Origin of the sequence: Labrys sp. KB_33_2 (genome assembly GCF_052114505.1) — a bacterium.
In the GTDB taxonomy this organism is placed as follows: Bacteria; Pseudomonadota; Alphaproteobacteria; order Rhizobiales; family Labraceae; genus Labrys.
This window is the reverse complement of the sequence record NZ_JBFREW010000003.1, coordinates 205,707-231,178: the sequence shown is the minus strand read 5'-3', so window position 1 is coordinate 231,178 and position 25,472 is coordinate 205,707. Positions and strand designations below refer to the sequence as shown.

The window sequence follows — 25,472 nt, the reverse complement described above, 5'->3', positions numbered from 1 at the left end:
GGCCTGACACCGCCAGGTAGCCCATCGCCTTCCGGCACGACCTCAATCACGTTCCAGGTCGCAAGGGCTGGCCTGGGTGCAGCAGGAAGGCGGCGTCAGCTGTTTTCCTGGAGAGTTCCATGCGCCGTTTCGCTTTCCTTCTCGCCCTCACCGCCAGCCTGGCGGGACCTGCTGCCTTCGCCAGCGAACCGATCGGGTCCCGGCAGATCAGCATCCCCGACCCGGCGGGTGAGCGGCCGCTGCAGGCCCGCCTCTGGTATCCGGCCAGCACCGCCGGGCCCTTGACCTCGATCGGCGGGCGGGATGGCAGCTTCCCGGGCGTCGAGGTGGTGGAGAATGCTCCTCCCGTGGCCGGCAGCCATGCGCTTGTCCTGCTCTCGCACGGCTTCGGCGGCAACTGGCGGAACCTGAACTGGCTGGCGGGCGAACTTGCCAGACAAGGCTATGTCGTGGCAGCGCCGGATCATCCCGGCACCACCACCTTCGACAAGCGGCCGGAACAGGCTGTCCGTCTATGGGAACGGCCCCGCGATCTCAGCCGGGTTCTCGATGCCGTCAGCACCAATCCCGGCCTTGCCGGCCCCATCGAGGCGAGCCGCATCGCCGCTATCGGCCATTCCCTCGGCGGCTGGACGGTGATGGCGATGGCCGGCGGGCGCTACGACGCGAGCCGCCTTCCCGCGATTTGCTCGCCCGCGCCTCTTTGCGAAGCTCTCACGGCTCTCGGGCTGCGCGGTGGCGGGACCGATCGCGCCAAGCTGGGAGCCGATCTCCGCGATGCCAGGATCGGCGCCGTCGTCTCCCTCGATCTCGGACCGGCGCTCGGCTTCACGCCGCAAAGCCTGGCGGCTGTCCGGATACCCGTGCTGGTGCTCGCGGCGGGAACGCCGGTCCCCGGCATCGCGGCCCTGAAGCAGGACTCCGATTATCTGGTCAACGCCCTGCCGCCGGCGAGCACGCGCTACCTGCCCATCCCTGACGCCACCCATTTCAGCTTCATGCAGCTATGCCTGCCGGAGGCGCCCGCCGCGATCGAGAAGATCGCCCCGGGAGAAAGCTTCGTCTGCCGGGACGGCGGCACGCGCGAGCGAACGGCCCTGCACCGCCAGATCGCCGATGAGATCCTCGCCTTCCTGGCTCGGGCCCTGCCCTCGCGATAGGAGGAACCGCAGCGCCTAGACCGCACCCGCCAGGTCGCGACGGGCGCGGTCGGCGGCTTCGGCGTAGCGGCGCAAGGCGTGGGCTTCCGACAACAGGCCGATGACATGGCCGGCCTCGTCCACCACCGCCAGCGCCTCGGCCTCGCAGCCTTCCATGCGCTCGGTCGCCTCCTTCAGCGTCATGCCCGCCGTCAACACCTCATCGCGATAGAGAGCCAGGCCGCTGACGGGACTGGCACCATCCTGGATTTCCGGGCTGACCTGATAGGCATCGGCGACCCGGATCAGCCCGGCATAGCGATTGGTCAGGGTATCGACGGCCACGATGTAATGGGTGGTGCCGAGCGGGTGGGCATTGCGGAAGACCACGAGCGAGGCGTCCTTGTCCACCGTCGGCGCCGGCTTGCGCATCACGCGGCCGACGGTGAGGTCGCGCGCCCAGCCAATGTCGTGGGCGCTGCGGATCGCCTCGCCGCGCAGATGAAAGCGCCAGGTGGCGAAGGAATAGCCGAACGTCTCGCGCACGGTGATGCTGGCGATGATCACCGCCAGCAATACGGCCACGGTGAGCTGGAAATCCCCGGTCATCTCCAGCACCAGGAAGCTCATGGTCAGCGGCCCGCCCATCACGGACGCCGCCAGTGCCGCCATGCCGGCAAGCGCGGCGGCGTGGGGCGTCAATCCAGTCGAGATCGAGAAGAATTGGATGCCGCCGAGATAGAACTGGCCCACCAGCGCGCCGAGGAAGAGCGAGGCGAAGAACAGGCCGCCGCGAAAGCCCGAGCCGAGCGAGATGCAAGAAGCCATCGCCTTCAAGACGATCAGCCCGCCCAGCACCAGGAGCGGCAATTCGCTGCCGGCCAGCATCTTCACCAGCGCGCCATGCCCGGATGACAGCACCTGCGGCGTGATCAGAGCGAGACCGCCGACCATCACCCCGCCGAGCGCCGGCATCAGCCAGATCGGCAGGGGCAGGCGGCGAAATCCCTTCTCCGTCATGGCGACCCCGAGCATCACCAGGATGGCGACGGCGGCGCTGAACAGGCCGAGACCGACCAAAGCGGCGAAGGATGAAGCCTGCGGCCGGAAACCGACATTGATGACGAAGGCGTAGGAATCGATCCCGAGCAGATGGGTGACGATGGTGCCGGCGATGGCCGCGGCAGCGACGGGCGCCAGATGCGAGACGGCGTAGGTGCCGATGATGATCTCGAAGGCGTAGAAGGCGCCGGTCAGGGGCGCGCTGAAGGCGCCGGCAATGGCACCGGCCGAACCGCAGCCCACCAGCAGGCGCAAATCCGCACGGCGCAGATGGAAACCGAGCCCAATCCGCGAGGCGATGCCCGAGCCGATCTGTGAATAGGCGGCCTCGAGCCCAACGGAGGCGCCGAAGGCATTGGAGATCCAGGTCTGTACGACCACGATGATGCTGCCGGCGAGCGACAGGCGCCCGCCATGCAGGGCGTTGGCTTCGATCGGGTCGACCGGGCGCGGCGAGCGGGTACGCGCCAGGACCAGGTTGAACAGGCCGAGCAGCAGGCCGCCGATAACCGGCATTGACACGGCCAGGATCACCGGCAGGCCGAGGGTGCCGCTCAGCCTCTCCTCCGCCTGTAGACCGAAGAAGAGTTCATGGGCAAGCTGAGCGGTGGCGGCGACACCATAGACAGCCACCCCGGCCAATGCCCCCACCACGGCGGCGAGCGCCACCATGCCGCTTTCGCTGCGTCGCACCAGAAGGCGCATCCAGCCAGGGATGGCCCGGTCGAAGACGAGATTGAGAGTCTGGCGGGAAAAACGCTGATGGGACATGACAAGCTGGCCCGCCTCGGTCGGAGGCAGGAATAAGAGGTAAGCCGGTCCATCCTGTTTAGACGCTCGCCGTGAAAGGCAAAAGTCCGCAAACGACGAAAATTGGCGCGATCGGGAACGGGGGGCCTATTCTCGCCGGGCCGGCCCGTCATCCGCCACGCGCAGATCGGTCAGCAGCATCGCCACGCTGCCATCAGCCCCCAGGCCGAACCAGGATGGATAGGCGCCATCGCCCCAGCCGCTCGAGAACAGCACCAGGGCATGCGCACCACGGTTGACGGGCAGAGCATAGGGCAGCCCATGCGCCTTGCCGTAGCTTTCGCCCTGACGGATCCAATCGTCATAGACGGCCTGCACCTGATCGGTCGACAGGACTGCGATATCCTTGCCTACGGCAGGATCAAGGAAGGCACCGGTGCCCGCATCGACCGGAAAGCCGTAATATTCGTGCTTGCCGAGCTTGGCAGGGTCCTGGCCCGGCACCAAGGCTCGTTCCCAGCTCACGACCGGCGCTTGCGAGAATTCGACGCGCGCAAAGGCGACGCGATCGCCGAAACGCTTCGAACGCATCACTGCGACGCGCACGGGAAACTGCCCATTCGGCACGGCGCGAGTGAAGGGCTTGGCCTCGATGAAGACGAAGGGATCGCAGGCCACGATCTGCCCGGAGGACACCGTGACCTCCCCCAGAACGCGGCTGTCGAGCGGCACGGAGGTGCCCTCGACCGTCGCCGTCGCGCCGGGCACGAAGGCGGTCTCGAACCGGGCCGCATCCGGGCGCAACGGCCCTTCTTCCGCCCGCGACGGCGCGGTCATGCCGAAGCAGAGGGCGAGCGCGACGAAAAGCGCCCGCCGCACTCTCAGCCCTTGGGCTTGTTCTGGCGGTTGGCGATCAGGTCCTCCACCACCGTCGGGTCGGCCAGAGTGGAGATATCGCCGAGCGAGCCGAAATCATCCTCGGCGATCTTGCGCAGGATGCGGCGCATGATCTTGCCGGAGCGCGTCTTGGGCAGGCCGGGCGCGAACTGGATAAGGTCGGGCGAAGCGATCGGGCCGATTTCGCGGCGCACCCAGCCCACCAATTCCTTGCGCAGGATCTCGTCGCCGCTGCTGCCCGCCATCAAGGTGACATAGGCATAGATGCCCTGCCCCTTGAGATCGTGGGGGTAGCCGACGACGGCGGCTTCCGACACCAGTTCATGCGCCACCAGCGCGCTCTCCACCTCGGCCGTGCCCATGCGGTGTCCGGAGACGTTGATGACGTCGTCGACGCGGCCGGTGATCCAGTAATAGCCGTCCTCGTCGCGGCGGCAGCCGTCACCGGTGAAATATTTGCCCTTATAGGCGGCGAAATAGGTGTCGAAGAAGCGCTGGTGGTCGCCATAGACGGTGCGCATCTGGCCCGGCCAGGAATCGGCAATGACGAGATTGCCCTCGCAGGGGCCCTCCAGCACCTTGCCCTCGGCGTCGACGATCTCGGGACGCACGCCGAAGAAGGGCCGTGTGGCCGATCCCGGCTTGAGCTTGGTGGCGCCGGGCAGCGGCGAGATCAGGATGCCGCCGGTCTCGGTCTGCCACCAGGTGTCGACGATCGGGCAGCGATGGTCGCCCACCACGCGGTGATACCATTCCCAGGCCTCGGGATTGATCGGCTCGCCCACGGAGCCGAGCAGGCGGAGCGAGGCGCGCGAAGTCTTCCTCACCGGCTCCTCGCCGGCCCCCATCAAAGCGCGGATCGCGGTCGGCGCAGTGTAGAAGATGTTGACCTGGTGCTTGTCGATCACTTCCCAGAAGCGCGACACCGACGGGTAGTTCGGCACGCCCTCGAACATCAGCGTGGTGGCACCGTTACACAGCGGGCCGTAGACGATGTAGGAATGACCGGTGACCCAGCCGACATCGGCGGTGCACCAGTAGATGTCTCCCTCGCGATAATCGAAGACATATTGATGCGTCATCGCAGCATAGACGAGATAGCCCGCGGTGGTGTGCAGCACGCCCTTCGGCTTGCCGGTGGAACCGGAGGTGTAGAGGATGAACAGCGGGTCCTCCGCCGCCATCTCCTCGCAAGGGCACTCGTCGGAGACATTGGCGGCGAGATCGGCGTAGAAATGATCGCGTCCGGTGACCATCGGCACCGGGGCACCGGTGCGCTTGATCACGATCACCGAGGAGACGCCCCCTTCCTTGGCCAGCGCCGCGTCGACATTGGCCTTGAGCGGCACGCGCTTGCCACCGCGCAAGCCTTCGTCGGCGGTAATGACCACGGTCGAACCGCAATCGGTGATGCGGCCGGCGAGGGAATCAGGCGAGAAGCCCCCGAAGACGATGGAATGCACGGCGCCGACGCGGGCGCAGGCCAGCATGGCGAAGGCCGCTTCGGGAATCATCGGCAGATAGATGGTGACCCGGTCGCCCTTCTTGACGCCCTCGCCCTTGAGCACGTTGGCGAAGCGCTGCACCTGGCTGGCCAACTCGCGATAGGAGATGTGGCGGCTCTCGGAGGGATCGTCACCCTCCCAGATGATGGCGGTACGATCGCCGTGTTCGGCGACGTGGCGGTCGACGCAGTTCCAGGAGACGTTGGTGGTGCCGTCCTCATACCAGCGGATCGAGACATCCGGTTCGAAACGGGTATTCTTGACCCTGGTATAGGGCTCGAACCAGCCAATTCGCTTGCCGTGTTCGCCCCAGAACGCCTCGGGATCGCTGACGGAGGCTTCGTACATCGCCTGGTAACGCGCATTGTCGACATACGCTTCCTCGGCCCATTCGCGCGGAACGTCGTAGATCTTGGCCTCAGACATGCCTTCCTCCCATCGGCCGGGGTCGTGCCACGGCCTTGCAACGCGCGCCGGCTTCGAAACCGGCATTTCCTCTGGAGCGAAGCGCGTTCATGGCTGAACGCTCGTGTGCTCCAACTCCTTGCTTCGGCGCGTCTTTGCGATTCCTGACGATTCCGCAAAAATCGCAAAACGCTTTGATAGAACGCTTATGACAAAGCGCGGGCGCAGGGCAAGTCCCTCGCGTGCTCCAGCGGATACTGGGGTGCGTCTGTCATTGCTTGACGCGGCGCGGTATAGTGGCGGCTGAACTTGCGATGCTACCGCTTAGTACCAGCCCGCCAAGAAAGGATGTGGCCATGGACATCGAAGGCGCCGTCGCCAGCCATTACACGCAAGGTTCGCTTGAGCGAACACTGTTTTCGGCACTGGAGGCCGCCGGCAAGGATCCGGACCGGCTCGTCACCGGCGATCTCGCCGGCATCGACGAGTTTCACCTCGGCTGGGCCGCCGCCACCGAAGAGCTGGCCGAGGATCTCGGCTTCACCCATGCCATGCATGTGCTCGATGTCGGCTCGGGCATCGGGGGACCGGCACGGCATCTGGCGGAGGTGCTCGGCTGCAGCGTCACCGGCATCGATCTTACCGCCGAATTCGTCGCCGTGGCGGAGGCGGTGACCCGGCGCTGTCACCTGTCGGGGCGGGTCTCCTTCGTGCAGGGCAGCGCCCTCGCCTTGCCCTTCGAGGCCGCGAGCTTCGACGGCGCCACCTTGTTCCATGTCGGCATGAACATCGCCGACAAGGATACCCTCTTTCGCGAAATACGCCGGGTACTCAAGCCGGGTGCGCGCTTCGGCGTCTACGACATCATGCACCAAGGCCAGACACACAATGGCTTGGGTGAACTGCCCTTCCCGATGCCCTGGGCGATGAGTTCGGCCACCAGCTTCGTGGAGCCGCCGAGCCGCTACCGCCAGGCCCTTGCCCAGGCCGGTTTCAGCCTGGAACTCGAGCGCAGCCATCGCGACCTTGCTCTCCGGCTCGGCCGCGAGATGAGGGAGAAGGTCGCCCGCGACGGCCCGTCTCCCCTCGGGCCCCAGGTCCTGATGGGCGCGAACGCTCCCCTTCGCATCGGCAATGTGATGTCGGCCCTGGCCGATGGGCTGATCGCGCCCATCGAGATGATCGCGCGGGCAGCGTGAGAAAACTCGCACTCACCGCATCGCGACGGCACGCGGTTCGGGCATGACCAGATCCTGGTCCTCCCTGGGCTCTCCCGCCAGAACGGCTTCCGGCGGCTCGCTCGGTTCGCCGGAATCGCGACCGCTTCTCAGCCATTTCGAAAAGCCGTCGAGATAGAGATAGATCACCGGCGTGGTGAAGAGGGTCAGGACCTGGCTGACGATGAGGCCGCCGACCATGGCATAGCCGAGAGGCTGGCGGATCTCCGAGCCGGTGCCGGAGCCCAGCATCAGCGGGACACCGCCGAGCAAGGCGGCCATGGTGGTCATCAGGATCGGCCGGAAGCGCAGGAGGCAGGCCCGGCGGATCGCCTCGACGGCGCTCATACGGTGGTCGCGCTCGGCGACGATGGCGAAATCGACCAGCATGATGCCGTTCTTCTTGACGATGCCGATCAGGAGAATGACCCCGATCAGGGCGATCAGGCTGAAGTCGAAATGGAACAGCAGCAACGTCGCCAGAGCCCCCACGCCCGCGGAAGGCAGGGTCGAGAGGATGGTGAGGGGGTGGATGAAGCTCTCATAGAGGATGCCGAGGATCAGATAGACCACCACCAGGGCCGCGACGATCAGCATCGGCACCGAGGAGAGCGAATCCTGGAAGGCCTGCGCCGTGCCCTGGAAGGTCGAGCCGATGGTGGCCGGCAGCTCCATCCGCTTTTCCAGAGCCTCGATGGCGGCCGTCGCCTGCCCGAGCGCCACGCCGGGCGCCAGGTTGAAGGAGATCGTCACCGCCGGGAACTGGCCCTGATGGTTAATGGCGAGCGGGCGGACCGGATCTGTGCTCCATTTCGCAAAGGCCGAGAGCGGCACCTCGCCGCCGGTGGCCGGCGAGCGCAGATAGATCTGCTGTAGCGTCGCCGTGCTCTTCTGCAGCGAGGGCAGCACCTCCAGGATGACGTAATAGGTCGAGAGCTGGGTCGAGAATTGCGCGATCTGGCGCTGGCCGAAGGCATCATAGAGCGTGGCGTCGATGATGTCGGGCGTCAGCCCGTAGCGGGCAGCCTGGTCGCGATCGATCGACAGGGTCAGAGTGGTGCCGGATGCCTGCTGGTCCGAAGCGACGTCGCGCAGTTCCGGCATGGTCTTCATGGCGTCCAGCAGCTTCGGCGCCCATTGGTTGAGCTGGTCGATGTCGGTGCCCTGCAGGGTGAACTGGTACTGCGTGCGGGAGGGCCGGCCGCCGAGGCGCACGTCCTGCGCCGATTGCAGGTAAAGCCGCGCCCCCTCGACCTTGGCGGTCTGGAGCTGCAGGCGGCGGATCACCTGGTCAGCCGAAGCGCTACGCCGGTCGCGCGGCTTCAGCGTGATATACATGGTGCCGTCATTGAGGGTGTTGCCGTTGCCGCCCATGCGCATGGCCATATGGTCGATGGCCGGATCCTTGAGCACGATGGCGCCCAATTCCTCCATATGGCGCGCCATGTCGGCCACGGACGTATCCTGCGCCGCTTCGACGACGCCGGTGATCAGGCCGGTGTCCTGCTGCGGGAAGAAACCCTTGGGAATGATCACGAACAGGTAAGCCGACAGGGCCACCGTGGCGAAGAAGGTCAGCAGGGTGATGAAGCGGAAGCGCAGCACGAGGTCGAGGCCGCGTTCATAGGCATTCACCATGGCCTCGAAGAAAGATTCGCTGAGCTTGTAGAACTTGCCATGATGCTCCTCGTGAATCGGCTTGAGGAAGCGCGAAGCCATCATCGGCGTCAGGGTCAGCGACACGAAGGCCGAGACCACGATGGTCATGGCGAGCGTGATCGCAAACTCCCGGAACAGCCGGCCAATGATGCCGCTCATCAACAGGAGCGGAATCAGCACGGCGATCAGCGAGATGCTGATCGACAGAATGGTGAAGCCGATCTCGCCGGCTCCCTTGAGGGCGGCGGCCATCGGTCTCTCACCCTCCTCGATATGCCGGGTGATGTTCTCCAGCATGACGATGGCGTCGTCGACCACGAAGCCCACCGCAATGGTCAGCGCCATCAGCGAGAGATTATCGAGGCTGTAGCCGGCCAGCCACATCAGGGCGCAAGCGCCCAGCAAGGCCAAGGGCACGGTGATGGAGGGGATCACCGTGGCCCACACGCTGCGCAGGAAGACGAAGATCACCATGACGACGAGCCCGATGGTGAGCAGCAGCGTGAACTGCACGTCCTTCACGGCGGCGCGGATGGTCTGGGTACGGTCCGACAGCACGGAGATCTTGATAGCGGGTGAAATACCCGCTTCCAGGCGCGGCAGCACCTTCATGACATTGTCGACGGTGTCGATGACGTTGGCGCCGGGCTGCTTGAAGATCACCAGGAAGACGCCACGCTTGCCATCCGCCCAGCCCGCCTGGGTATCGTCCTGGGGCGCGCTCACCGCCTGGCCGATGTCGCGCACGCGTACCGGACTGCCATTGCGATAGGCGATGATGACGTCGTTCCAGTCCTTGGCGTCGGTGAGCTGGTCGTTGGCATAGATGGTGTAGGAGCGGGTGGCGCCGTTGAAGGTGCCCTTTGGATTGTTGACCGTGGTGACGGCAAGCGGGATGCGCACGTCCTCCAGCGACAATCCCTTGGCCACCAGCTTGGCGGGGTCGACCTGGACGCGGATGGACGGGGTCTGCTGGCCGCCGACATTGACCTGGCCGACGCCGCCGATCTGGCTGATGGCCTGGGCCAGCTTGGTGAGCGCCTGGTCGGAAACCTCGGTCAAGGGCAGCGTGTCGGAGGTGGCGCCGAGCAGCAGGATGGGGGAATCGGCCGGATTGACCTTTCGATAGGTCGGCGGGCTCGGCATGTTCTTGGGCAATTGCCCGTTGGCGGCATTGATGGCCGCCAGCACATCCGCGCCCGCACCGTCGATATTGCGGGACAGGTCGAACTGCAGGGTGATCTGGGTCGAACTCGTCTGGCTCGACGAGGTCATCTCCGAAATGCCCGGGATCAGCGAGAACTGCGTTTCCAGCGGCTGGGCCACGGACGAGGCCATGGTGGCCGGATCGGCGCCGGGCAGGCTGGCGGAAACCTGGATGGTCGGGAAGTCGACTTCGGGCAGCGGCGCCACCGGCAATTGCGGATAGGCGATGATGCCGACGAACAGGATGCCCACCATCAAGAGCGTAGTGGCAACCGGGTGGCGGATGAAAGGGGTGGAGATACCGGGCATGGTCAGTCCGCCTTCCCGATAGGATTGACGCCCGCCTGCAGGCCGGTCTGTTCGGCAATCTTTCCATCCGGGGACGGCAGCGGCCGCGCCTCGACTTCCGCGCCGTTCTGCAGGCGTGCCTGGCCTGATACCACGACCTTCTGACCGACCGTCAGACCCTGGTTGACCACGGCGCGGCCATTGCCGCTCATGCCCACCTGGATCGGTGTCGCCACGGCCTTGCCGTCATCGCCGATCACATAGGCGAAAAGGCCTGACGGCCCATGCTGGACGGCATCCTCGGGCACCACGAGGACTTGCTTGAGCGTGTCGACGAGCAAGCGGGTATCGACCGACAGGCCCGGCCAGAGCGCATTGTCGGCGTTGTCGAAACGCGCCTTCAGGCTGATCGTGCCTGTCGCCTGGTTGACGGTGTTGTCGATCACCGCCAGCGTGCCGCGCGAAAGAACGGTCTGGCCATCGGAGCTCAGGGCCTCGACCGGCGCCGGCCCGCGATCGAAAGCCTTGGCAATGGCCGGCAGCAGGTCCTGAGGTTCGGTGAACTGCACCGCGATAGGCTGGAGCTGGGCGATGGTGACGATGCCATTCTGGTCGGCGGCATGCACGATGTTGCCTGGGTCGATCTGGCGGAAGCCGGTGCGGCCGGTGAAGGGCGCCTTGATCGTGGTGTAGTCGAGATTGGTGCGAGCATTGTCGATGGCCGCCTCGTCGCCCTGGATCTGTGCCTTGACCTGGTCGACCAGGGCCTGCTGGGTGTCCACGGCCTGCTGCGATTCGAAGCTCTTCTGGGCAAGGTTCTGGAAGCGCTGCAGGTTGAGCTGGTCGTTCCTGAGGCTGGCCTCGTCCTGAGCCTTCTTGGCGATCGCCTGGTCCAGCGCTGCCTGATAGGGGCGTCTGTCGATCTCCACCAGCGGATCGCCCTGCTTGACCATCTGGCCCTGCTTGAAGAACATCCTGGTGATCTCGCCGTCGACCCGGCTCCTCACCGTCACCGTCTTGAAGGGGGAAACCGTGCCCAAACCGTCGACCTCGACGGGATAGTCGGCCTTCACTGCCTGCGCGAAGGTGACCGGCACCTTGGCGGGCGCGGCCTGCGCCTGGGGCGCCGGCGCCGCCTGCGCGAGATGGCGCCAGGCCGCGTAGCTTCCCAGCCCGAGCATCAGGATTGCCAGCCCGGCGGGCCAGCGGCGCCGTCTGGGTTTACGTTCGATATTCATGAGTCCGATCCGTCGCAATGGTCCCGCCCACGGGCAGGTGCAAGGTTTCGAATCCGATTTGTGACGGCGATGACGACGGAAGTGTGGGCCAGTGTTAAGGGATGTTTCTGTCCGACTTCGATTGGTGTCCAAAGGCCCCGGATCACCCCATCGTGATAGCGTGTGATGGGATCGCGGCCGTCGATTCACTCTGCCGCGGCAGGCGTTCGGGGCGCCGGCGCGAGCAGCTCATTGCCGACATTGCGCGGCAAGGTGAAGAAGATCAGGCCCGAGGTCATGGCGATCACCCCGATCATCAGGAACACCGGCGGGAAGACCGGGGCGGTGAGATGGCTGGCGCCATGCAGATGCATCGACGTCTCCAGCGCCAGCGCGGCGACGGAGACGCCGACCGAACCTGCCAGCTCCTGCAGCACCGAGGTCATCGAGGTGACCCGGCCCATCAGCTCGGGCGGAATGTCCGAGACACCGGCAATGTTGATCGAGGTGAATTGCAGCGAGCGGGTGAAACCGGCGGCGAGCAAGGTGAGCGAGATCATCAGCACCGGCATGCCGGCATGGAACAGGGCCGGGGCCGCCACCAGCACGGAGGACAGCACGGCGTTCCAGGTCAGCACCCGCCGGAAGCCGAGCCGACGCAGGATCGGGCCGGCCAGGGCCTTCATGGCCATGGCACCGGCGCCGGTAGCGAGCGTCAGCAGACCTGACTGGAACGGGCTGAAATCGAAGCCGAGCTGGAAATAGAGCGCAAGCAGGAAGGGCGTGGCGCCGACGCCGATACGGAACAGGAAGCCGCCGCCAATCGCCGCCCGGAAGGTGGGAAAGCGCAGCAGCCTCAATTCGATCAGCGGGTTGGCGACCCGCCCGGCGTGGTGGACATAGAGGCCGATCAGGGCCAGACCCGCTATGGCGAGGCCGATATTGATGCTCACCGGCACCAGATCGAGGCCCGACAGCGTTGCCCCGCCCATCAGCGCCACCAGGCCCGGCGCCAGGATGAGGAAACCGATGAGGTCAAAGGGCCGTCGCTCGTCCTCGCGCACATTGGGCACATAGAGACTGGCCAGGACGATGCCGAGCACGGCGATCGGAATGTTGATCCAGAAGATCAGTCGCCAGTGGAAATAGGTGGTGATGAAGCCGCCGAGCGGCGGCCCGCTGAGCGGGCCGAGCAGGGCTGGCAGGGTCAGCCACATCATGGCGTTGACGAGGTCGTGCTTGGGCGTGGTCTTGAGAATGATCAGCCGGCCAACCGGCGTCATCATCGCTCCGCCCATGCCCTGTACGATGCGGGCCGCCACCAGCTCGGTCAGGTTGGAGGACAGGCCACAGGCGATCGAGCCGAGGCCGAACACCACGATGGCGGCACGGAACACGGTGCGGGCGCCGAAGCGGTCGGCCATCCAGCCGGAGGTCGGGATGAAGATGGCGAGCGAGAGCAGATAGGAGGTGAGGGTGAGCTTGAGATAGATCGGGCTCGTGCCGAAATCGCGTGCGATGGTGGGCAGCGCCGTCGACAGCACCGTCGAGTCCAGATTTTCCATGAACAGGCCGGTGGCGATGATCAGCGGCAGCAATCGGCCCTGCGATTTCAGCCCCTCGCTCACGAGGGTGCTCTCCCCTTGCGGCCGCGCCTGCCCGGTTCGAGCCGTGTGACCAGCCCCTCCGGCACCGGACGCCCCTGGGCAATGCCGTTGAGCGCCATGTCGACCACGTCGCGCGTCACCTCGATGTCGGAGAGATAGTCGGCGCCCACCCCGATCCAGGCCATGCCGATCAGCAGCCGTGCCGCCATGTCGGCATCGTAGATCCGGGCCTCGCCGCGGCGCTGGGCTTCCTCGATCACCGTGATCAGACGCTGGGCGATGGCGCCGCGGCGGCGACGGAAGATGCGCCGCTTGGAATTTTCGCCCTCATTGAGGTCGCGGATGGTGCTGAGATGGGTGCGCACCGTGGGCACGATCTCGGCGACGAGATAGGTCAGGCGCTCGCGGAAATTGCCCTCGCGCAGCAGGGCGCTGTCGAGCCGGACCTCGAGATCGTCGAGCGTTTGGGCAAACACCGCCTCGAACAGGGCTTCCTTGCTGGAGAAATAGCGATAGACGGTGGCCTTGCCGATACCGGCCTCGAAAGCGATGTCATCGACCGAGGCCGAGTCATAGCCCTGGCGCGCGAAGATGCGACCGGCCGCGTCCAGCAAATTGTTGCGCCGAACGTCGCGCCAGTGCTCCTCGCCGGATGACTTGTCGTCCGTACGCTGCTCCATGATGGCCCCGAATCAAAACCCGCCGGTTACGGATAAAACCAGCGAGTCTCATTTCCTGCCCGAATTCCGGCAAAATTGGGAGAGGGTGAAGCAGGCGATCGGACACAATCGAGTGAGGATTGTTGCGGCCCGATGAAGCAAGGTCCTCTCAGCCCTAGTCCTTCAACAAGGTGAAGCCGGCCTTGGCGAAGGGCTTCTGGCCTTCGGAGGTCTTGAGATAGCTCAGGAAGCCAGCGGCGTCCGTGCTGTGCGAAGCTGCCGTCACACCGAAAGGATAGACGATCGGCTCATGCGAATCGGCGGGGAAGGTGGCGACGACCTTCACCTTCGGATCGGCAGCCGCATCGGTGGCATAGACCACGCCGAACTTGGCCTCGCCGCGCGCGACCAGCGCGAGGGCGGCACGGACATTGTCGGTCTGCGCGAATTTCGGCTCGACCGCCTTGAGAATGCCGAGCTTTTCGAAGGCGGCCCGCGCATATTTGCCGGCCGGCACCGTCTTCACCTCGCCCACGGCGATCTTGCCGTCACCGATGGCGCCGGCAAGATCGACACCGGGCTTGAGATCCACCGTCGTGGCAGCATCGGCCGGCGCGATCAGCACCAGGGCGTTGCCAAGCAGCTTCACCACGCTGTCCTGCTTGATCAGCTTCTTGTCGACGCCGTATTTCATCCAGTCGAGATCGGCCGAGGCGAAGACATCGGCGGGCGCGCCCTGCTCGATCTGCTTCATCAGCGCCGAGGAGGCGGCATAGGAGATCACCACCTTTTTGCCCGAGCTTGCCGTCCAGGCCTTGGCCGCTTCGTCGAGCGAGCCCTTGAGGCTGGCCGCCGCAAAGACGGTGAGGTCACCGGCCTGGGCCTGCGCGGCCTTGGCGGCGGAAGCATCCTCGGCCTGCGCCATGGCGGGCGCGAAGACGAGGCTGACGGAGAGAGCGAGAAAAGCCCGGCGGGCAAAGCGCAGCATGGTGAAATCCCCTGACAGCCATGGTGGTTGTATACCCAGGGATATAGCGACGCGGGAGGGAGCGCAAGGCGGGCCGACAGGCGCGAATGTCGCGCCATGGCGGGCAGGCCTGGCCTAGCCAGCACGAATGGAACGGGACACGCCCTCCCCAACCCGGTGGGGGAGGCGTGTCGCGCTTCATTTTACCAAGCGCATACCCGACGATCGAGGTGTGCACGCATGGCTGTCCACTACGGCACCGCTTCTACGCGGCGACGCCCACGCCGATCGGGCAGGAGACGCCGGTGCCGCCCAGGCCGCAATAGCCGGCCGGGTTCTTGGCGAGATATTGCTGGTGATAGGCTTCCGCATAGTAGAAAGGCGGTGCCGCCAGGATCTCGGTGGTGACAGCGCCAAAGCTCTTGGCGGCGAGCGCCTCGTTGTAGCGCGCCTTGGCTGCCTCTGCTGCCTGGCGCTGCTTCTCGCTGGTGACATAGATGCCCGAGCGATATTGCGTGCCGATGTCGTTGCCCTGGCGCATGCCCTGAGTGGGATCATGCGCTTCGAAGAACACCTTCAGGAGCTGATCATAGGAGATGGTCTTGGGGTCGAACACCACCTTCACCACCTCATTGTGCCCGGTGAGGCCGGAACAGACTTCCTCATAGGTCGCATTGGGAGTGAGACCACCGGCATAGCCCACCGCGGTGACCAAAACACCCGGGGTCTGCCAGAATTTGCGCTCTGCGCCCCAGAAGCAGCCGAGGCCGAAATAGGCCGTCTCGCTGCCTTCGGGGTTAGGCCCCTTCAGGGCCGCGCCGTTGACGAAATGGGTATCTGCCGTCTCGATGGCCTCGCCGCGCCCCGGCAGGGCTTCGTCGGCGGAGGGAAACGCCGTCTTCTTGCGAAAGCCGAACATGGTTCTTCCTTCCTGAATTTGGGTGACTTCGCCAATATGGGGGCGCCGGATGCCGTTGTCAGGGGCGGCGCCGATCACGGATATGTCAGAGCCCGTCCTTGGCTCAGCCTGAAGTACAGCGCGCTTCACCTTGCCGTGAAAAAACGCCTTCATAGAGAAGGACTGGAATCTCCTTGCAGGGAGGGGTGCAACTCTTTTCCTTCCTGGTCACGAGCTTTATTTCGTCATTCTTTCTCTGCGAAAAGGTGGCCTCAGCGGTTTTTTCACCACCCGAAGCCAGCTTGCCGAAGAAATAGTAGAAATCCTCATATCTCCCCGGCGGACGACGTGACCCGAAACTCGCGACCGGCCCGCTGCCGCCATGCGGGTTGTCCCCAAGTACAGTCTGATAATCCGTCCAGGCGACCTCCTTGCCCATGCGCAAGATAAGGTTTCCGCATCGATCGCCCTCACCGACCTGAATACCGCAATAGCCTCCCTCGCAAGCAACGATATCCAGTTGGCCGATGCGCCATTGGCTCTTCGATCGCTCGGAAGTGGCTTGTTCGGCCCACCGGCCGAGGATCGGCTTGCTCACCGGTTTGAACTCCTGGCCCCGCGCCGGCCCTGCGCTCCCGTAAGACAAGGCGGTGATGCAGGCCGCCATGAAAGCCGCCATGACATACTCGAAGATCAGTCGGCGAGATGCGGCCCCGCTCATGCTTCGCTCACAGATGCGAGACATAGCCGATCCGGCTTGCCGGCGGACGCCCCAGCCAGAAGAGCAGGCCCGAAACCAGCACCAGCACCAGAGCAAAGGGCAGGCCGAGCAAAGGCGAGACCAGGTTGTTCCACAAGAAGACCGAAAGCGAGGCCTCCACCCAGGCGCGCATCCGGTCGAAACTCGCAGGGCCGAGCCAGAGCCAGACCGCGCGCACCGGCAGGAAGACGAGATGATTGTCGGCGATCGAGCGCGTACCGTCGACCACCGCGGCCACGAAGGCGCCGGCAGCCAGGAACAAGCCGAGCGAACGAGCCAGAAAACGCATCACGCACTCCACCATCGCGCGCTCCCGCCGACGATGGCAGGGCTCATGCCAGTTTAGCGCAGGGGGCCCCTTTGCGCGTAGGAAATTCGAGCTCGAAGGTGAACGGCCCCGAAGAGACGGGCAGGCGCTCCGTTCCGAGCCACCGAATTGAAAGCATATTCCCCTTCAAAAAACTGCAATCTCCCGTTTACAAATTGCGCCGACATCGCCATAAGCACCGCTCGACGGAAGGGTGGCCGAGTGGTTGAAGGCGCACGCCTGGAAAGTGTGTATACGGGAAACCGTATCGCGGGTTCGAATCCCGCTCCTTCCGCCACCTTGCAGAAAGTGCCAGCTCAGCGAGCGATTTTCCGCCGCTTTCCCTCCAAAACCCTATGTTTAAGTAACAGCTCTCCGGATTATCCGTTCAGGCCTCTACGCCAGGATATCGCGGTGGATCACGTCGGTGGGACATTACACTTGAAAGCGCTCGGTAGGGCATTTTCAGGATCAGGCACAGATCGGCAGACGGGATCCGCCGCGTTAAGTTTGGACAGTTCCACGGAAGCGGCTCATCAAGTGGGCCTTGGCCGATGCGATCAAACCCATCGGCAAGCCTCGCTCGCGGCGTAGTACCGAACACTCTGCCGGCTGCACCACCTCACCGGACACCGCTTTTCCGGAGGGCGCCCCAGATCTGCTTCATGCCTCTATTCCCCGCCCAGCACCCCAAAGCGTTTTTTCGCGGCCTCGGTGAATGGCATGAACAGCGAAACGGCCGTTCCTTCGGGATCACGGAACTGCACCGAGCGGTTGCCCCAAGGCATCAGCTTCGGCTCGTGCACAACTTCGACCTCCTGCCTCAGGCGCTCGAATTCCGCATCGACATCATCGACCATGAACTCGAGGATGGCCGTCCGGTTGGCGCGCGGTTCGGCACTGCCTTCCCGGAACAGGGCGACGGTCTCCGCGCTTCCAATGGCAAGTGTGGCACCCGGCGTTACAATTTCGGCAAAGACCGGAGCGAGCCAGGTAGCGGGGCAGCCCGTCACCAGTTCGTAGAAGCCAACCATTGCTTTGACGTCGGCGGCTATCAGGCGGGTTGAAGCAAGTTTCATGATTTGAACCTTTCGCATGGTGTCCAGGGCGCGGACACGGCGGAAGGACTTGTCGCACACCGCTGTTGCCACCATGATGGCAACAGGAGTCATCATTTCATGCGCCGCGCCGACCGGTTGTTCCAGATCATCCAGATTTTACGCCGGTCGAGCCGCCCGGTGACGGCAGCCGCACTGGCGGACGAAATCGAAGTTTCAAAGCGAACCATCTACCGGGACATCGCCGACCTGGTCGGCCAACGGGTTCCGATCGTCGGAGCACCCGGCTTTGGCTTTCTGCTCGATGCCGATTACGACATGCCGCCCTTGATGTTGACGCCGGACGAAATCGAGGCAGTGGTGCTTGGCGCGCAATGGGTCGAAGGGCGTGGCGACAAGGTGCTGTCGGGAGCGGCCCGCGATGTCATCGCCAAGATTGCAGCCGTTGTACCGGAGCGCCTGAGGCCGTTTATCGCCGAACCGAGCATTGGCCCCAAGCCGAGCACCATCGTCGCCGAAGATGCCGTGGACACCACCGAACTGCGGCGCGCGATCCGCGAAAGCCGCAAATTGCGCCTGCGCTATCGCGCCGAGACCGGCGAGGAGGCCGAACGCACCGTCTGGCCGGTCATCCTCGGTTATGCCGAAGCAAGCCGCCTCCTCATTGGTTGGTGTGAGACAAGGCAGGCGTTCCGTCATTTTCGTACCGACCGGATGATCGAAGCCGAGGTATTGCAGGAAACCAATGGCCTGCCGAAGGGAGAATTGCGCCGCCGCTGGCAGCATCATCGTGAGACATGGCGCGCAACACATAGACCGACGTGATCGGCTGTCGACGAGATTGGCCATATTTCGTAGGAAGGCTGCTCGGCAAGACAGTTGCCTTGGTAAGGACATCGCACCATGAGCTTGGCGAGCGACGCGCGTTTCTGGGATCGGAGTTCGCGCAAATATGCCAGGGGAGCGATTGCAGACCAGGCCGGCTATGAGCGTACGCTGCAGCGAACCCGGGCCTTGCTGGGGCCCGGCGACCGGGTGCTGGAACTGGGATGCGGCACGGGAACGACGGCACTCGTGCTCGCAAGCGGGGTCCAGTCCTATCTCGCGACCGATATCTCGGCCGGCATGATCGCGATCGCCGAGGAGAAACACGCTGCAGCTCCCGCCCCGAGCCTGGTCTTTCGCATCGCCACCGCGGAAGCGCTCCTTCCCGACGCCGCCAAGTTCAATGCGGTTCTAGGCTTCAACTATCTGCATCTGGTTCGCGACCTGCCCGGCACGCTGCGCCGCGTCCATGCCTTGCTGGCGGCGGAGGGCCTGCTCATCTCCAAAACCCCCTGCGTGGGTGAGATGAATCCCCTCATCCGGCTTGCCTTGCCCGTCATGCGCGCACTCGGCCTGGCGCCTCATGCCGGCGTATTTCGGGTCTCGGCGCTCACCCGGCAGATATCTGCCGCCGGCTTCGAGATTCTCGCCGTCGAGAACCACGCGACAAAGGGCGACGACAACCGGCCTTACATCGTGGCGCGCAAGACCTAGGTAGAATTTCCCGGTGAGGCCCGCGGATGGGTCTCGCTCGGAAATTCTGCAAGTATTTGATATCCTGCAGGTTTCTCTTGATCGTGCCCCTGGCTCAATCAAGAGAAACCTGCTTAGGCGCAAGAGCCATCATAGGCAGATCAGCGGCTCGACAGGCATGGGCTCTGCCGCACAATCCCCTTGACTCTCCCTTTTTCCGCGCGCATTGAGTTAACTTGTATATACATATTACATCATAAAACATTTGCACATCAGCTCTTGGGAGGAGCGGCATGGCAGCAGAGACGGGTGCGATCGAGAAACGGACGATCGACCGGATTCCGGAGGGCGAGCGGCATGGCTCCTCCTTCAACCAGTTCACCTTGTGGTTCGGCGCGAATTTGCAGATCACCGCCGTGGTCGACGGCGCGCTTTCGATCGTGTTCGGTGCCGAGGCGCTTACGGCCATCATCGGCCTGGCCATCGGCAACCTCCTCGGCGGCGCCGTGATGGCCCTGCATTCGGCGCAGGGGCCGCGTCTCGGCCTGCCGCAGATGATCTCCTCGCGCGCCCAGTTCGGCGTGAAGGGCGCCACTTTGCCCCTCCTCCTCACCGTGGTGATGTATCTGGGCTTTGCAGCCACCGGAACCGTGCTCTCGGGCCAGGCGATCAACTTGATGTTTGGCGTGGAAACACCCGCCTTCGGCATGATCGCCTTCGGCTTGATCACCGTGATCGTCGCGGTGGTGGGTTACAAGCTCATCCACATCATCGGACGCATCGCCACCGTGGTCGGCATCCTGGGCTTTGCCTATCTCGCTTTCCGGCTGTTCGGGCAATACAACGTTGCCGACGCCTTCGGCCAGAAGCCCTTCACCATGGCGACCTTCCTGCTCGCCATCGCGCTCGCTGCCGGCTGGCAGCTGACCTTCGCCCCCTATGTCGCCGATTATTCGCGCTATCTGCCCTCCTCCACCCCGGCTTCGGTGACCTTCTGGTCCACCCTGCTCGGCTCGGCCGTGGGCGCGCAGATCTCCATGACCTTCGGCGCCGTGGTGGCGGCCCTGGGCGGCAAATTCCTGGCCAACCAGGTCGGCTTCCTCGGCGAGCTCGCCGGGCCAAGCGTGGCCGTGCTGGTCTATATCGTCATCGTCACCAACAAGCTGACGGTGAACTGCCTCAACGCCTATGGCGGCTCGATGACCCTGCTCACCACGGTAAGCGCTTATGCCGGCCAGCGCAGCGTGTCACAGGTAGCACGCGTGGCCTATATCCTGCTCTTCGTGGCCGGCTCCGTGGTGATCGCCCTGTTCGCCAACGCCCACTTCCTCTCGGCCTTCAAGAACTTCATGCTGCTGCTGCTGGCGGTCTTCGTGCCCTGGAGCGCGGTCAACCTCGTCGACTACTACCTGATCTCCAAGGAGAAGGTGGACGTTCCCGCCCTCTACGACGTTTCGGGCCGTTACGGCGCCTACAACTGGACGGCGTTGGGCTGCTACCTCTTCGGCGTGCTGGTCCAGATCCCCTTCCTGAACCAGGCGCTCTATGAGGGGCCGATCGCCAAGATGCTCGACGACGCCGACATCTCCTGGATCGTCAGCCTGATGGCGACCTCGGTGGTCTATTATGCCCTGGCCCGGGGCAGCGCCAACGTCCCCAACGAGATGATCCTGCCCGAGGAAAAGACCGCGCGGGCGTGAGGGGCGCAGTCCTCACGTCAATAGCTCCACGCTGCCCCTCACCCTTACCCTCTCCCCGCAAGAGCGGGGCGAGGGGGACTTTGGTGGTGCGCTTGTGCTGGAACGGCTTCATCTCGCCCAACCGCTGGTCGAGATGAGAGATCTGAGGATAAATCGCGACGCCTGTGCCTCCCTCGCCCCGCTCTTGCGGGGAGAGGGTAAGGGTGAGGGGCAGCACGAACCGACACCATTTGTGGTCGTTTCGCTTTCCTAAGGCTTGCTCCGTGCCCGCTCGAGGCCCTTGAGGATCTCCACGAATAATCGCACCTTGGCCGGGCGGAAACGCGCGGCCGGGTAGACCACATGGATGCCGCCCGCGGGCAGCGTCCAGTCCGCCAGCAATCGGACGAGCCGGCCCGCGGCGATGTCGCCGGCGACCAGGAAATCCGGAAAAACCGACAGGCCGGCCCCCGCCAGCACCATGGCATAGGCGGTGGGCGTCTTGTCCGCGTCGACGACGGCGCTGACCTCCACCGTCTCCCGTTCCCATTCCCCCCGTGAGAACAGCCACCGTCCCGGCGTGCGCAAGGCATGGTTCGCCACGAAAGGCAGTCTCGCCAGCCCCTTGGGATCGAGATCGCCAGGCAGGCCTGCGGCAAGCGCGACCGAGCAGACCAGATGCTGCTGGAACGTGCCGAGCCGCTGGGCCTGGTTTGAGGAATCGGTGAGCCAGCCGACGCGCACGGCGACATCGACCTGCCCATCCACCAGATCCACCACGGTATCGTCGAAGGCGACTTCCACCCGCATATGGGGATAGCGCTGGCGAAAGGCGGCGACGGCGGGGGCGACAACCGCCCCGCCATAGTCGATCTGTGCCGCCAGAGTGAGGACGCCGGTCGGCTCCGCCGCGTCCTTGGAGATCTCCCCGAAGGCGGATTCGGCCTCGCGCAGGATCAAGGCGGCACGATCATAGAAGGCCCGCCCCGCCTCCGTCGCCTGCAGGCGGCGGGTGGTACGCAGGATCAGGGTGACGCCGAGTTCCTCCTCCAACCTGCCGACCTGATGGCTGACCACCGCCTTGGCGACGCCGAGCCGCTCCCCCGCCGCCGTGAAGGAGCCGGTCTCGATCACCGCGGTGAAGAAGGCGAGCCGGTTGAGATTGAGAAGTTCGGACATGAGCTTGCTGCGCCAGGGTGCCTGCCACCCCAACCTTGCTGAAGGCGGCTATAGGGGAGAACAGCCTCGATTGCGCTTATTGTCTGATTTGATCAGACACTCTGTCAAATTGTTCGGGATTTTTCTTGGCCAGCCGACGAGCCATGTTGGAGGGCAAGGAGATTTCGATGTCCACCTCGCTTTCCCCACGCCAGGCCGCCAGCGGGCAGGTCGTGACCTATCTGTTCGATCCGCTCTGTGGCTGGTGCTATGGCGCTTCGCCGATGCTGCAGCGCCTGCGTGAGACCGGCGTCGCCATCAGGCCGCTGCCGACCGGCCTGTTCACGGGGCCGGGCGCCCGGCCGATGGATACGGGCTTTGCCGCCTATGCCTGGTCCAACGACCAGCGCATCGAGCGCCTCACCGGCCAGCGTTTCACCAAAGCCTATCGCAAGCAGGTGCTGGAAGCCGAAGGCGGCCTGTTCGATTCGGGGCCGGCCACGCTGGCACTGACTACCGCAGCCCTGACCGAGCCCGCACGTGAACTCGACGCCCTCGCGGCGATCCAGGCCGGACGCTATGTCGAGGGCCGCGACACGACCTCCCTCGCTTGCCTCACCGCGATCCTGCGCAGCGCGGGCTTCACGGCCGTCGCCGGCCGCCTCGCCGCGCCGGACGAGGCCCTGCTCGCGGCCAATCGTACCCGCATCACCGAGGGGCGCAGCCTGATGGCCCGCCTCGGCGCCCAGGGCGTGCCGGCCCTCGCCCTGCAGCAGGACGGGCAGCAGCGGCTCATCGCCTCGAACGCGCTGTTCGGCAGTTTCGACAATCTCGTTTCCCACCTCAACGCCTGACGGCATCGATCGGAAAGACCAGACCCGTGATCAGCAGACGCGACACAATCAAGCTCACCGCCGCCTTCGGCGCCAGCACCCTCTTGCCGCTCTCCCCGGCCGACGCTGCCGGCGGCAAGCTCGCCTGGCGCGCCTTCCAGGCCGACGAAACCGGCTTTTCCCGCATGCCGGTGCTGCTGACGGGCCGGAAAGAAGCTATCCTGCTCGACGGCGGCTTTACCCTCTCGGATGGCCGCAAGCTGGCGCAGGCCATCAAGGCGAGCGGCAAGATGCTGACGACCATCTATGTGAGCTGCCCGGACCCCGATTATTATTTCTCGCTGCGTCCGGTGGTGGAGGCCTTCCCTGCCGCCAAGGTGATCGCCAAGCCGGTGACGGTCGCCTCGATCAAGGCGAGTGTCCAGGGCAAGCTCGAGGTCTGGGGACCCAAGCTCGGCGACAACGGCCCGCGCAGCCTAGCCGAGGTGGTGATCCCCACGCCATCGGACCTCACTGCGCTCGACCTCGAGGGCCATCGCATCGAGATCGTCGAGGTGCCCGACATGCATGACCGGCGCTATCTGTGGGTGCCCGACATCAAGGCCGTGTTCGGCGGCGTGCTGGTCAGCGCCGGCGGCCATGTCTGGCTGGCCGACAACGCCGACGCCGCGTCCCGGCAGGCCTGGATCCGGGCGCTCGATGCCATTGCTGCCCGCAAGCCCCAGATCGTGGTGCCGGCCCACCACGCCGAAGGCGCTCCAGAAGGCCTCGCTGCCGTCAAATTCACCCGCGACTATATCGCCGCCTTCAACCGCGAGGCCGAGAAGGCCAAGGACAGCGCGGCCTTGATCGAGGCGATGAAGGCGCTCTACCCCAAGCTCGGCGGCCTCGATTCGCTCGATCTAAGCGCCAAGGTCGTCAAGGGCGAGATGAAATGGGGCTGATAGCCTCCCCTCCCGCCAAAATTTTCCCAACCGAAAGGAAAGCCAGATGAAGATCGCCCTGATCGGCGCCACCGGCAATGCCGGCTCGCGCATCCTCGCCGAACTCGTCAGCCGCGGCCATGAGGTCACCGCCATCGTCCGCCATCCCGAAAAGGTGCCGACCAATCCGAAGGTCACGGCCCGCAAGGGCGACGTGCACGACAAGGCCAGCCTTACCGCCCTGCTCGCGGGCCACGACGCGGTGGTTTCGAGCGTGCATTTCACCACCAGCGATCCCCACGCTTTGATCGAGGCCGTGCGTGCCTCGGGCGTGAAGCGCTATCTCGTGGTGGGCGGCGCCGGCAGCCTGGAAGTCGCCCCCGGCGTCACCCTGGTGTCGACGCCCGAATTCCCGGCCATCTACAAGGAAGAGGCGACCAAGGGCGCCGAGTTCCTCGCCATCCTGCGCGGCGAGAAGGATCTCGACTGGACCTTCCTCTCTCCTTCGGCCCTGTTCGTGCCGGGCGAGCGCACCGGCAAGTTCCGTCTGGGTGGCGACCAACTCCTGACCAACGACAAGGGCAGCAGCATCTCCTTTGAGGACTATGCCGTCGCCCTGGCCGACGAGATCGAAAAGCCTGCCCACAGCCGGGCGCGCTTCACCGTCGGCTATTGATCCGCGACGGCCTTGTCCCGGGTATTTTCCAGAAAAACTGACAGACTTTTCGATTGAGACAATACGTTAAAACAAAGAGTTAGAGCAAAGTTCGCTTCGGAGAGATCGCGCTTTGCTTTAGCGCCGCGAGCAGTTGCTCATAGGTCGGCGCCAGGGTCCGCAAGATCCTGGCGGCGGCCCGGCCGTCTCCGGCAACCAAAGGCTGCTGCAGGCCACCGATCAACCGCGCCTGCGCATCCATGATGTCAGCGGCATCGTCATGGCCAGCGCGGGTGAGGCAGGTCGCACCATCGGCGGCCCGCCGAGTCCCAACCCGCACCGCGAAATGGATGAGGTGGCCGCGCAAATCCTCGTCCAGCCAGCGCTCCAGCCGCTCCGCCAGCGCCAGGGCGGCCTCGCCATTGCCGAGGCTGGCCGGCGGCGCATTCGATGCCTCCTCCATCGACAGCCAGCGTCGTCCATGCGGGATGGCAGCCCGGATCGCCACCACCTCATCGACTGCCTGCTCACGCACGAATTGCGTGCGCATCGTATAGGGCTCGCCATAGTCGATCGTCTCCGCGCGCCAAGCTGCCATGAAGTCGGCCAGCGCCAAGCTGGCGTAGGGATAACCCTGCGGATCGTGCATCAGCACCCGCCCCTCCGCCACCGCCAGCACCACGACATAGTGATCCGCTCCAATCGGGCCTGTCATGCCGGGCTGATGGGAAAGATACCCCATCTCAACCGGACCGACCCAGACCGGCCCCTTGCGCAGCGCCGCCTCCAGCCGGGCGAGCGACTCGCCAGCGCTACCGCCGCTCTCGCGCCGCGAGCTCCAGCCGAGCAGATCCAGCGCCGTCTCGAAGCCGGCCTCGGGTGTCCAGCCATAGGGGTCGAAGAAGGGAAGGCCGCCGGGAAGTACCTGCATGCCGAACGGGCTGCCCGTGGCAAACTCGATCACCGCCGTCGACGGTGCCGCCGCGCCGAACATCATGGCAAAGGAATTGGCGTAGCAATAAGGGCCGGAGCCGACATAGGGACAATGCATGCTGTCTCGTCTCGCCTGACAAGGAGATGGAGACGCGACAAGGGGGACAAATTT

Annotated in this window: 22 protein-coding genes and 1 tRNA gene; 9 read left to right on the top strand and 14 right to left on the bottom strand. The window is 64.9% G+C overall.

Going from position 1 to position 25,472, the window contains the following annotated elements:
• Positions 1-119 precede the first annotated feature (119 nt).
• Complete coding sequence (locus tag AB4037_RS06645) at positions 120-1,160, top strand: alpha/beta hydrolase family protein (RefSeq protein WP_441770961.1); 1,041 nt, start codon at positions 120-122, stop codon at positions 1,158-1,160.
• Between the two features lie 15 nt (positions 1,161-1,175).
• On the opposite strand, the gene AB4037_RS06640 is transcribed toward AB4037_RS06645, so the two are convergent.
• The 3 genes from AB4037_RS06640 to acs form a co-directional block, all read right to left on the bottom strand.
• The gene (locus AB4037_RS06640) at positions 1,176-2,972 is read right to left on the bottom strand and encodes a chloride channel protein (RefSeq protein WP_441770960.1); all 1,797 of its coding nucleotides are present in this window, start codon (positions 2,970-2,972) and stop codon (positions 1,176-1,178) included.
• 126 nt (positions 2,973-3,098) lie between these two features.
• Positions 3,099-3,830: a DUF4241 domain-containing protein gene (locus AB4037_RS06635; RefSeq protein WP_441770959.1), complete on the bottom strand. Its 732-nt coding sequence runs from the start codon at positions 3,828-3,830 to the stop codon at positions 3,099-3,101.
• A gap of 2 nt (positions 3,831-3,832) precedes the next feature.
• Positions 3,833-5,779, bottom strand: a complete 1,947-nt coding sequence (gene acs, locus AB4037_RS06630; RefSeq protein ID WP_434958616.1) for an acetate--CoA ligase — start codon at positions 5,777-5,779, stop codon at positions 3,833-3,835.
• A gap of 335 nt (positions 5,780-6,114) precedes the next feature.
• Here acs and AB4037_RS06625 point away from each other — a divergent pair, with 335 nt between their 5' ends.
• Positions 6,115-6,957, top strand: a complete 843-nt coding sequence (locus AB4037_RS06625) for a class I SAM-dependent methyltransferase (protein ID WP_441770958.1) — start codon at positions 6,115-6,117, stop codon at positions 6,955-6,957.
• 12 nt (positions 6,958-6,969) lie between these two features.
• Here the strand turns inward: AB4037_RS06625 and AB4037_RS06620 are convergent, their stop codons facing one another.
• The 8 genes from AB4037_RS06620 to AB4037_RS06585 form a co-directional block, all read right to left on the bottom strand.
• Complete coding sequence (locus AB4037_RS06620) at positions 6,970-10,149, bottom strand: efflux RND transporter permease subunit (protein WP_441770957.1); 3,180 nt, start codon at positions 10,147-10,149, stop codon at positions 6,970-6,972.
• Positions 10,150-10,151: 2 nt separating this feature from the next.
• A complete protein-coding gene (locus tag AB4037_RS06615) occupies positions 10,152-11,366 on the bottom strand; it encodes an efflux RND transporter periplasmic adaptor subunit (RefSeq protein WP_441770956.1) in 1,215 nt (404 codons plus the stop codon).
• Positions 11,367-11,551: 185 nt separating this feature from the next.
• Positions 11,552-12,973 carry a DHA2 family efflux MFS transporter permease subunit gene (locus tag AB4037_RS06610; protein ID WP_434958620.1) on the bottom strand — a complete coding sequence of 474 codons (1,422 nt, stop codon included), beginning with the start codon at positions 12,971-12,973 and terminating at the stop codon, positions 11,552-11,554.
• The gene (locus AB4037_RS06605; RefSeq protein WP_441770955.1) at positions 12,970-13,632 is read right to left on the bottom strand and encodes a TetR/AcrR family transcriptional regulator; all 663 of its coding nucleotides are present in this window, start codon (positions 13,630-13,632) and stop codon (positions 12,970-12,972) included. The genes AB4037_RS06610 and AB4037_RS06605 overlap by 4 nt, the downstream gene beginning before the upstream one ends.
• Positions 13,633-13,786: 154 nt before the next feature.
• Entirely contained in the window at positions 13,787-14,599 is an 813-nt protein-coding gene (gene modA / locus AB4037_RS06600) for a molybdate ABC transporter substrate-binding protein (protein WP_434958622.1), read from the bottom strand.
• Between the two features lie 244 nt (positions 14,600-14,843).
• A complete protein-coding gene (gene msrA / locus AB4037_RS06595; RefSeq protein ID WP_441770954.1) occupies positions 14,844-15,497 on the bottom strand; it encodes a peptide-methionine (S)-S-oxide reductase MsrA in 654 nt (217 codons plus the stop codon).
• Between the two features lie 103 nt (positions 15,498-15,600).
• A complete protein-coding gene (locus AB4037_RS06590; RefSeq protein ID WP_434958624.1) occupies positions 15,601-16,197 on the bottom strand; it encodes a hypothetical protein in 597 nt (198 codons plus the stop codon).
• Between the two features lie 7 nt (positions 16,198-16,204).
• The gene (locus AB4037_RS06585; protein WP_434958625.1) at positions 16,205-16,525 is read right to left on the bottom strand and encodes a PetM family of cytochrome b6f complex subunit 7; all 321 of its coding nucleotides are present in this window, start codon (positions 16,523-16,525) and stop codon (positions 16,205-16,207) included.
• Between the two features lie 226 nt (positions 16,526-16,751).
• Between AB4037_RS06585 and AB4037_RS06580 the strand changes: the two genes are divergently transcribed.
• Positions 16,752-16,841, top strand: a tRNA-Ser gene (locus tag AB4037_RS06580).
• Positions 16,842-17,214: 373 nt separating this feature from the next.
• On the opposite strand, the gene AB4037_RS06575 is transcribed toward AB4037_RS06580, so the two are convergent.
• Positions 17,215-17,622: a VOC family protein gene (locus tag AB4037_RS06575; protein ID WP_441771186.1), complete on the bottom strand. Its 408-nt coding sequence runs from the start codon at positions 17,620-17,622 to the stop codon at positions 17,215-17,217.
• Between the two features lie 99 nt (positions 17,623-17,721).
• Between AB4037_RS06575 and AB4037_RS06570 the strand changes: the two genes are divergently transcribed.
• From AB4037_RS06570 to AB4037_RS06560, 3 genes are all read left to right on the top strand, one after another.
• Complete coding sequence (locus AB4037_RS06570) at positions 17,722-18,426, top strand: helix-turn-helix transcriptional regulator (RefSeq protein ID WP_441770953.1); 705 nt, start codon at positions 17,722-17,724, stop codon at positions 18,424-18,426.
• Between the two features lie 78 nt (positions 18,427-18,504).
• Positions 18,505-19,140 (top strand): class I SAM-dependent methyltransferase, encoded by a 636-nt coding sequence (locus AB4037_RS06565; protein WP_441770952.1) that lies wholly within the window; start codon positions 18,505-18,507, stop codon positions 19,138-19,140.
• A gap of 272 nt (positions 19,141-19,412) precedes the next feature.
• Entirely contained in the window at positions 19,413-20,819 is a 1,407-nt protein-coding gene (locus tag AB4037_RS06560) for a purine-cytosine permease family protein (protein ID WP_441770951.1), read from the top strand.
• Between the two features lie 249 nt (positions 20,820-21,068).
• On the opposite strand, the gene AB4037_RS06555 is transcribed toward AB4037_RS06560, so the two are convergent.
• Positions 21,069-21,977 carry a LysR family transcriptional regulator gene (locus tag AB4037_RS06555; protein WP_441770950.1) on the bottom strand — a complete coding sequence of 303 codons (909 nt, stop codon included), beginning with the start codon at positions 21,975-21,977 and terminating at the stop codon, positions 21,069-21,071.
• 167 nt (positions 21,978-22,144) lie between these two features.
• On the opposite strand from AB4037_RS06555, the gene AB4037_RS06550 reads away from it, so the two are divergent.
• Genes AB4037_RS06550 through AB4037_RS06540 form a run of 3 tightly spaced genes read left to right on the top strand, consistent with a single transcriptional unit; the run spans position 22,145 to position 24,388 of the window.
• Positions 22,145-22,810, top strand: a complete 666-nt coding sequence (locus tag AB4037_RS06550) for a DsbA family protein (protein WP_441770949.1) — start codon at positions 22,145-22,147, stop codon at positions 22,808-22,810.
• A gap of 26 nt (positions 22,811-22,836) precedes the next feature.
• A complete protein-coding gene (locus AB4037_RS06545) occupies positions 22,837-23,733 on the top strand; it encodes an MBL fold metallo-hydrolase (RefSeq protein WP_441770948.1) in 897 nt (298 codons plus the stop codon).
• Positions 23,734-23,779: 46 nt separating this feature from the next.
• Positions 23,780-24,388 (top strand): NAD(P)-dependent oxidoreductase, encoded by a 609-nt coding sequence (locus tag AB4037_RS06540; protein WP_441770947.1) that lies wholly within the window; start codon positions 23,780-23,782, stop codon positions 24,386-24,388.
• A gap of 79 nt (positions 24,389-24,467) precedes the next feature.
• Here AB4037_RS06540 and AB4037_RS06535 read toward each other — a convergent pair whose 3' ends face one another.
• A complete protein-coding gene (locus tag AB4037_RS06535) occupies positions 24,468-25,418 on the bottom strand; it encodes a hypothetical protein (RefSeq protein WP_441770946.1) in 951 nt (316 codons plus the stop codon).
• Between the last annotated feature and the right edge of the window lie 54 nt (positions 25,419-25,472).

What these genes read in the sequence shown, in the direction of transcription:
- AB4037_RS06575 (WP_441771186.1), bottom strand. Translation starts at nt 17,622, where the DNA reads ATGAAACTTGCTTCAACCCGCCTGATAGCCGCCGACGTCAAAGCAATG.
- AB4037_RS06620 (WP_441770957.1), bottom strand. Translation starts at nt 10,149, where the DNA reads ATGCCCGGTATCTCCACCCCTTTCATCCGCCACCCGGTTGCCACTACG.
- AB4037_RS06625 (WP_441770958.1), top strand. Translation starts at nt 6,115, where the DNA reads ATGGACATCGAAGGCGCCGTCGCCAGCCATTACACGCAAGGTTCGCTT.
- AB4037_RS06640 (WP_441770960.1), bottom strand. Translation starts at nt 2,972, where the DNA reads ATGTCCCATCAGCGTTTTTCCCGCCAGACTCTCAATCTCGTCTTCGAC.
- AB4037_RS06550 (WP_441770949.1), top strand. Translation starts at nt 22,145, where the DNA reads ATGTCCACCTCGCTTTCCCCACGCCAGGCCGCCAGCGGGCAGGTCGTG.
- acs (WP_434958616.1), bottom strand. Translation starts at nt 5,779, where the DNA reads ATGTCTGAGGCCAAGATCTACGACGTTCCGCGCGAATGGGCCGAGGAA.
- AB4037_RS06605 (WP_441770955.1), bottom strand. Translation starts at nt 13,632, where the DNA reads ATGGAGCAGCGTACGGACGACAAGTCATCCGGCGAGGAGCACTGGCGC.
- AB4037_RS06645 (WP_441770961.1), top strand. Translation starts at nt 120, where the DNA reads ATGCGCCGTTTCGCTTTCCTTCTCGCCCTCACCGCCAGCCTGGCGGGA.
- AB4037_RS06560 (WP_441770951.1), top strand. Translation starts at nt 19,413, where the DNA reads ATGGCAGCAGAGACGGGTGCGATCGAGAAACGGACGATCGACCGGATT.
- AB4037_RS06535 (WP_441770946.1), bottom strand. Translation starts at nt 25,418, where the DNA reads ATGCATTGTCCCTATGTCGGCTCCGGCCCTTATTGCTACGCCAATTCC.
- modA (WP_434958622.1), bottom strand. Translation starts at nt 14,599, where the DNA reads ATGCTGCGCTTTGCCCGCCGGGCTTTTCTCGCTCTCTCCGTCAGCCTC.
- msrA (WP_441770954.1), bottom strand. Translation starts at nt 15,497, where the DNA reads ATGTTCGGCTTTCGCAAGAAGACGGCGTTTCCCTCCGCCGACGAAGCC.
- AB4037_RS06565 (WP_441770952.1), top strand. Translation starts at nt 18,505, where the DNA reads ATGAGCTTGGCGAGCGACGCGCGTTTCTGGGATCGGAGTTCGCGCAAA.
- AB4037_RS06585 (WP_434958625.1), bottom strand. Translation starts at nt 16,525, where the DNA reads ATGCGTTTTCTGGCTCGTTCGCTCGGCTTGTTCCTGGCTGCCGGCGCC.
- AB4037_RS06615 (WP_441770956.1), bottom strand. Translation starts at nt 11,366, where the DNA reads ATGAATATCGAACGTAAACCCAGACGGCGCCGCTGGCCCGCCGGGCTG.
- AB4037_RS06570 (WP_441770953.1), top strand. Translation starts at nt 17,722, where the DNA reads ATGCGCCGCGCCGACCGGTTGTTCCAGATCATCCAGATTTTACGCCGG.
- AB4037_RS06590 (WP_434958624.1), bottom strand. Translation starts at nt 16,197, where the DNA reads ATGAGCGGGGCCGCATCTCGCCGACTGATCTTCGAGTATGTCATGGCG.
- AB4037_RS06555 (WP_441770950.1), bottom strand. Translation starts at nt 21,977, where the DNA reads ATGTCCGAACTTCTCAATCTCAACCGGCTCGCCTTCTTCACCGCGGTG.
- AB4037_RS06540 (WP_441770947.1), top strand. Translation starts at nt 23,780, where the DNA reads ATGAAGATCGCCCTGATCGGCGCCACCGGCAATGCCGGCTCGCGCATC.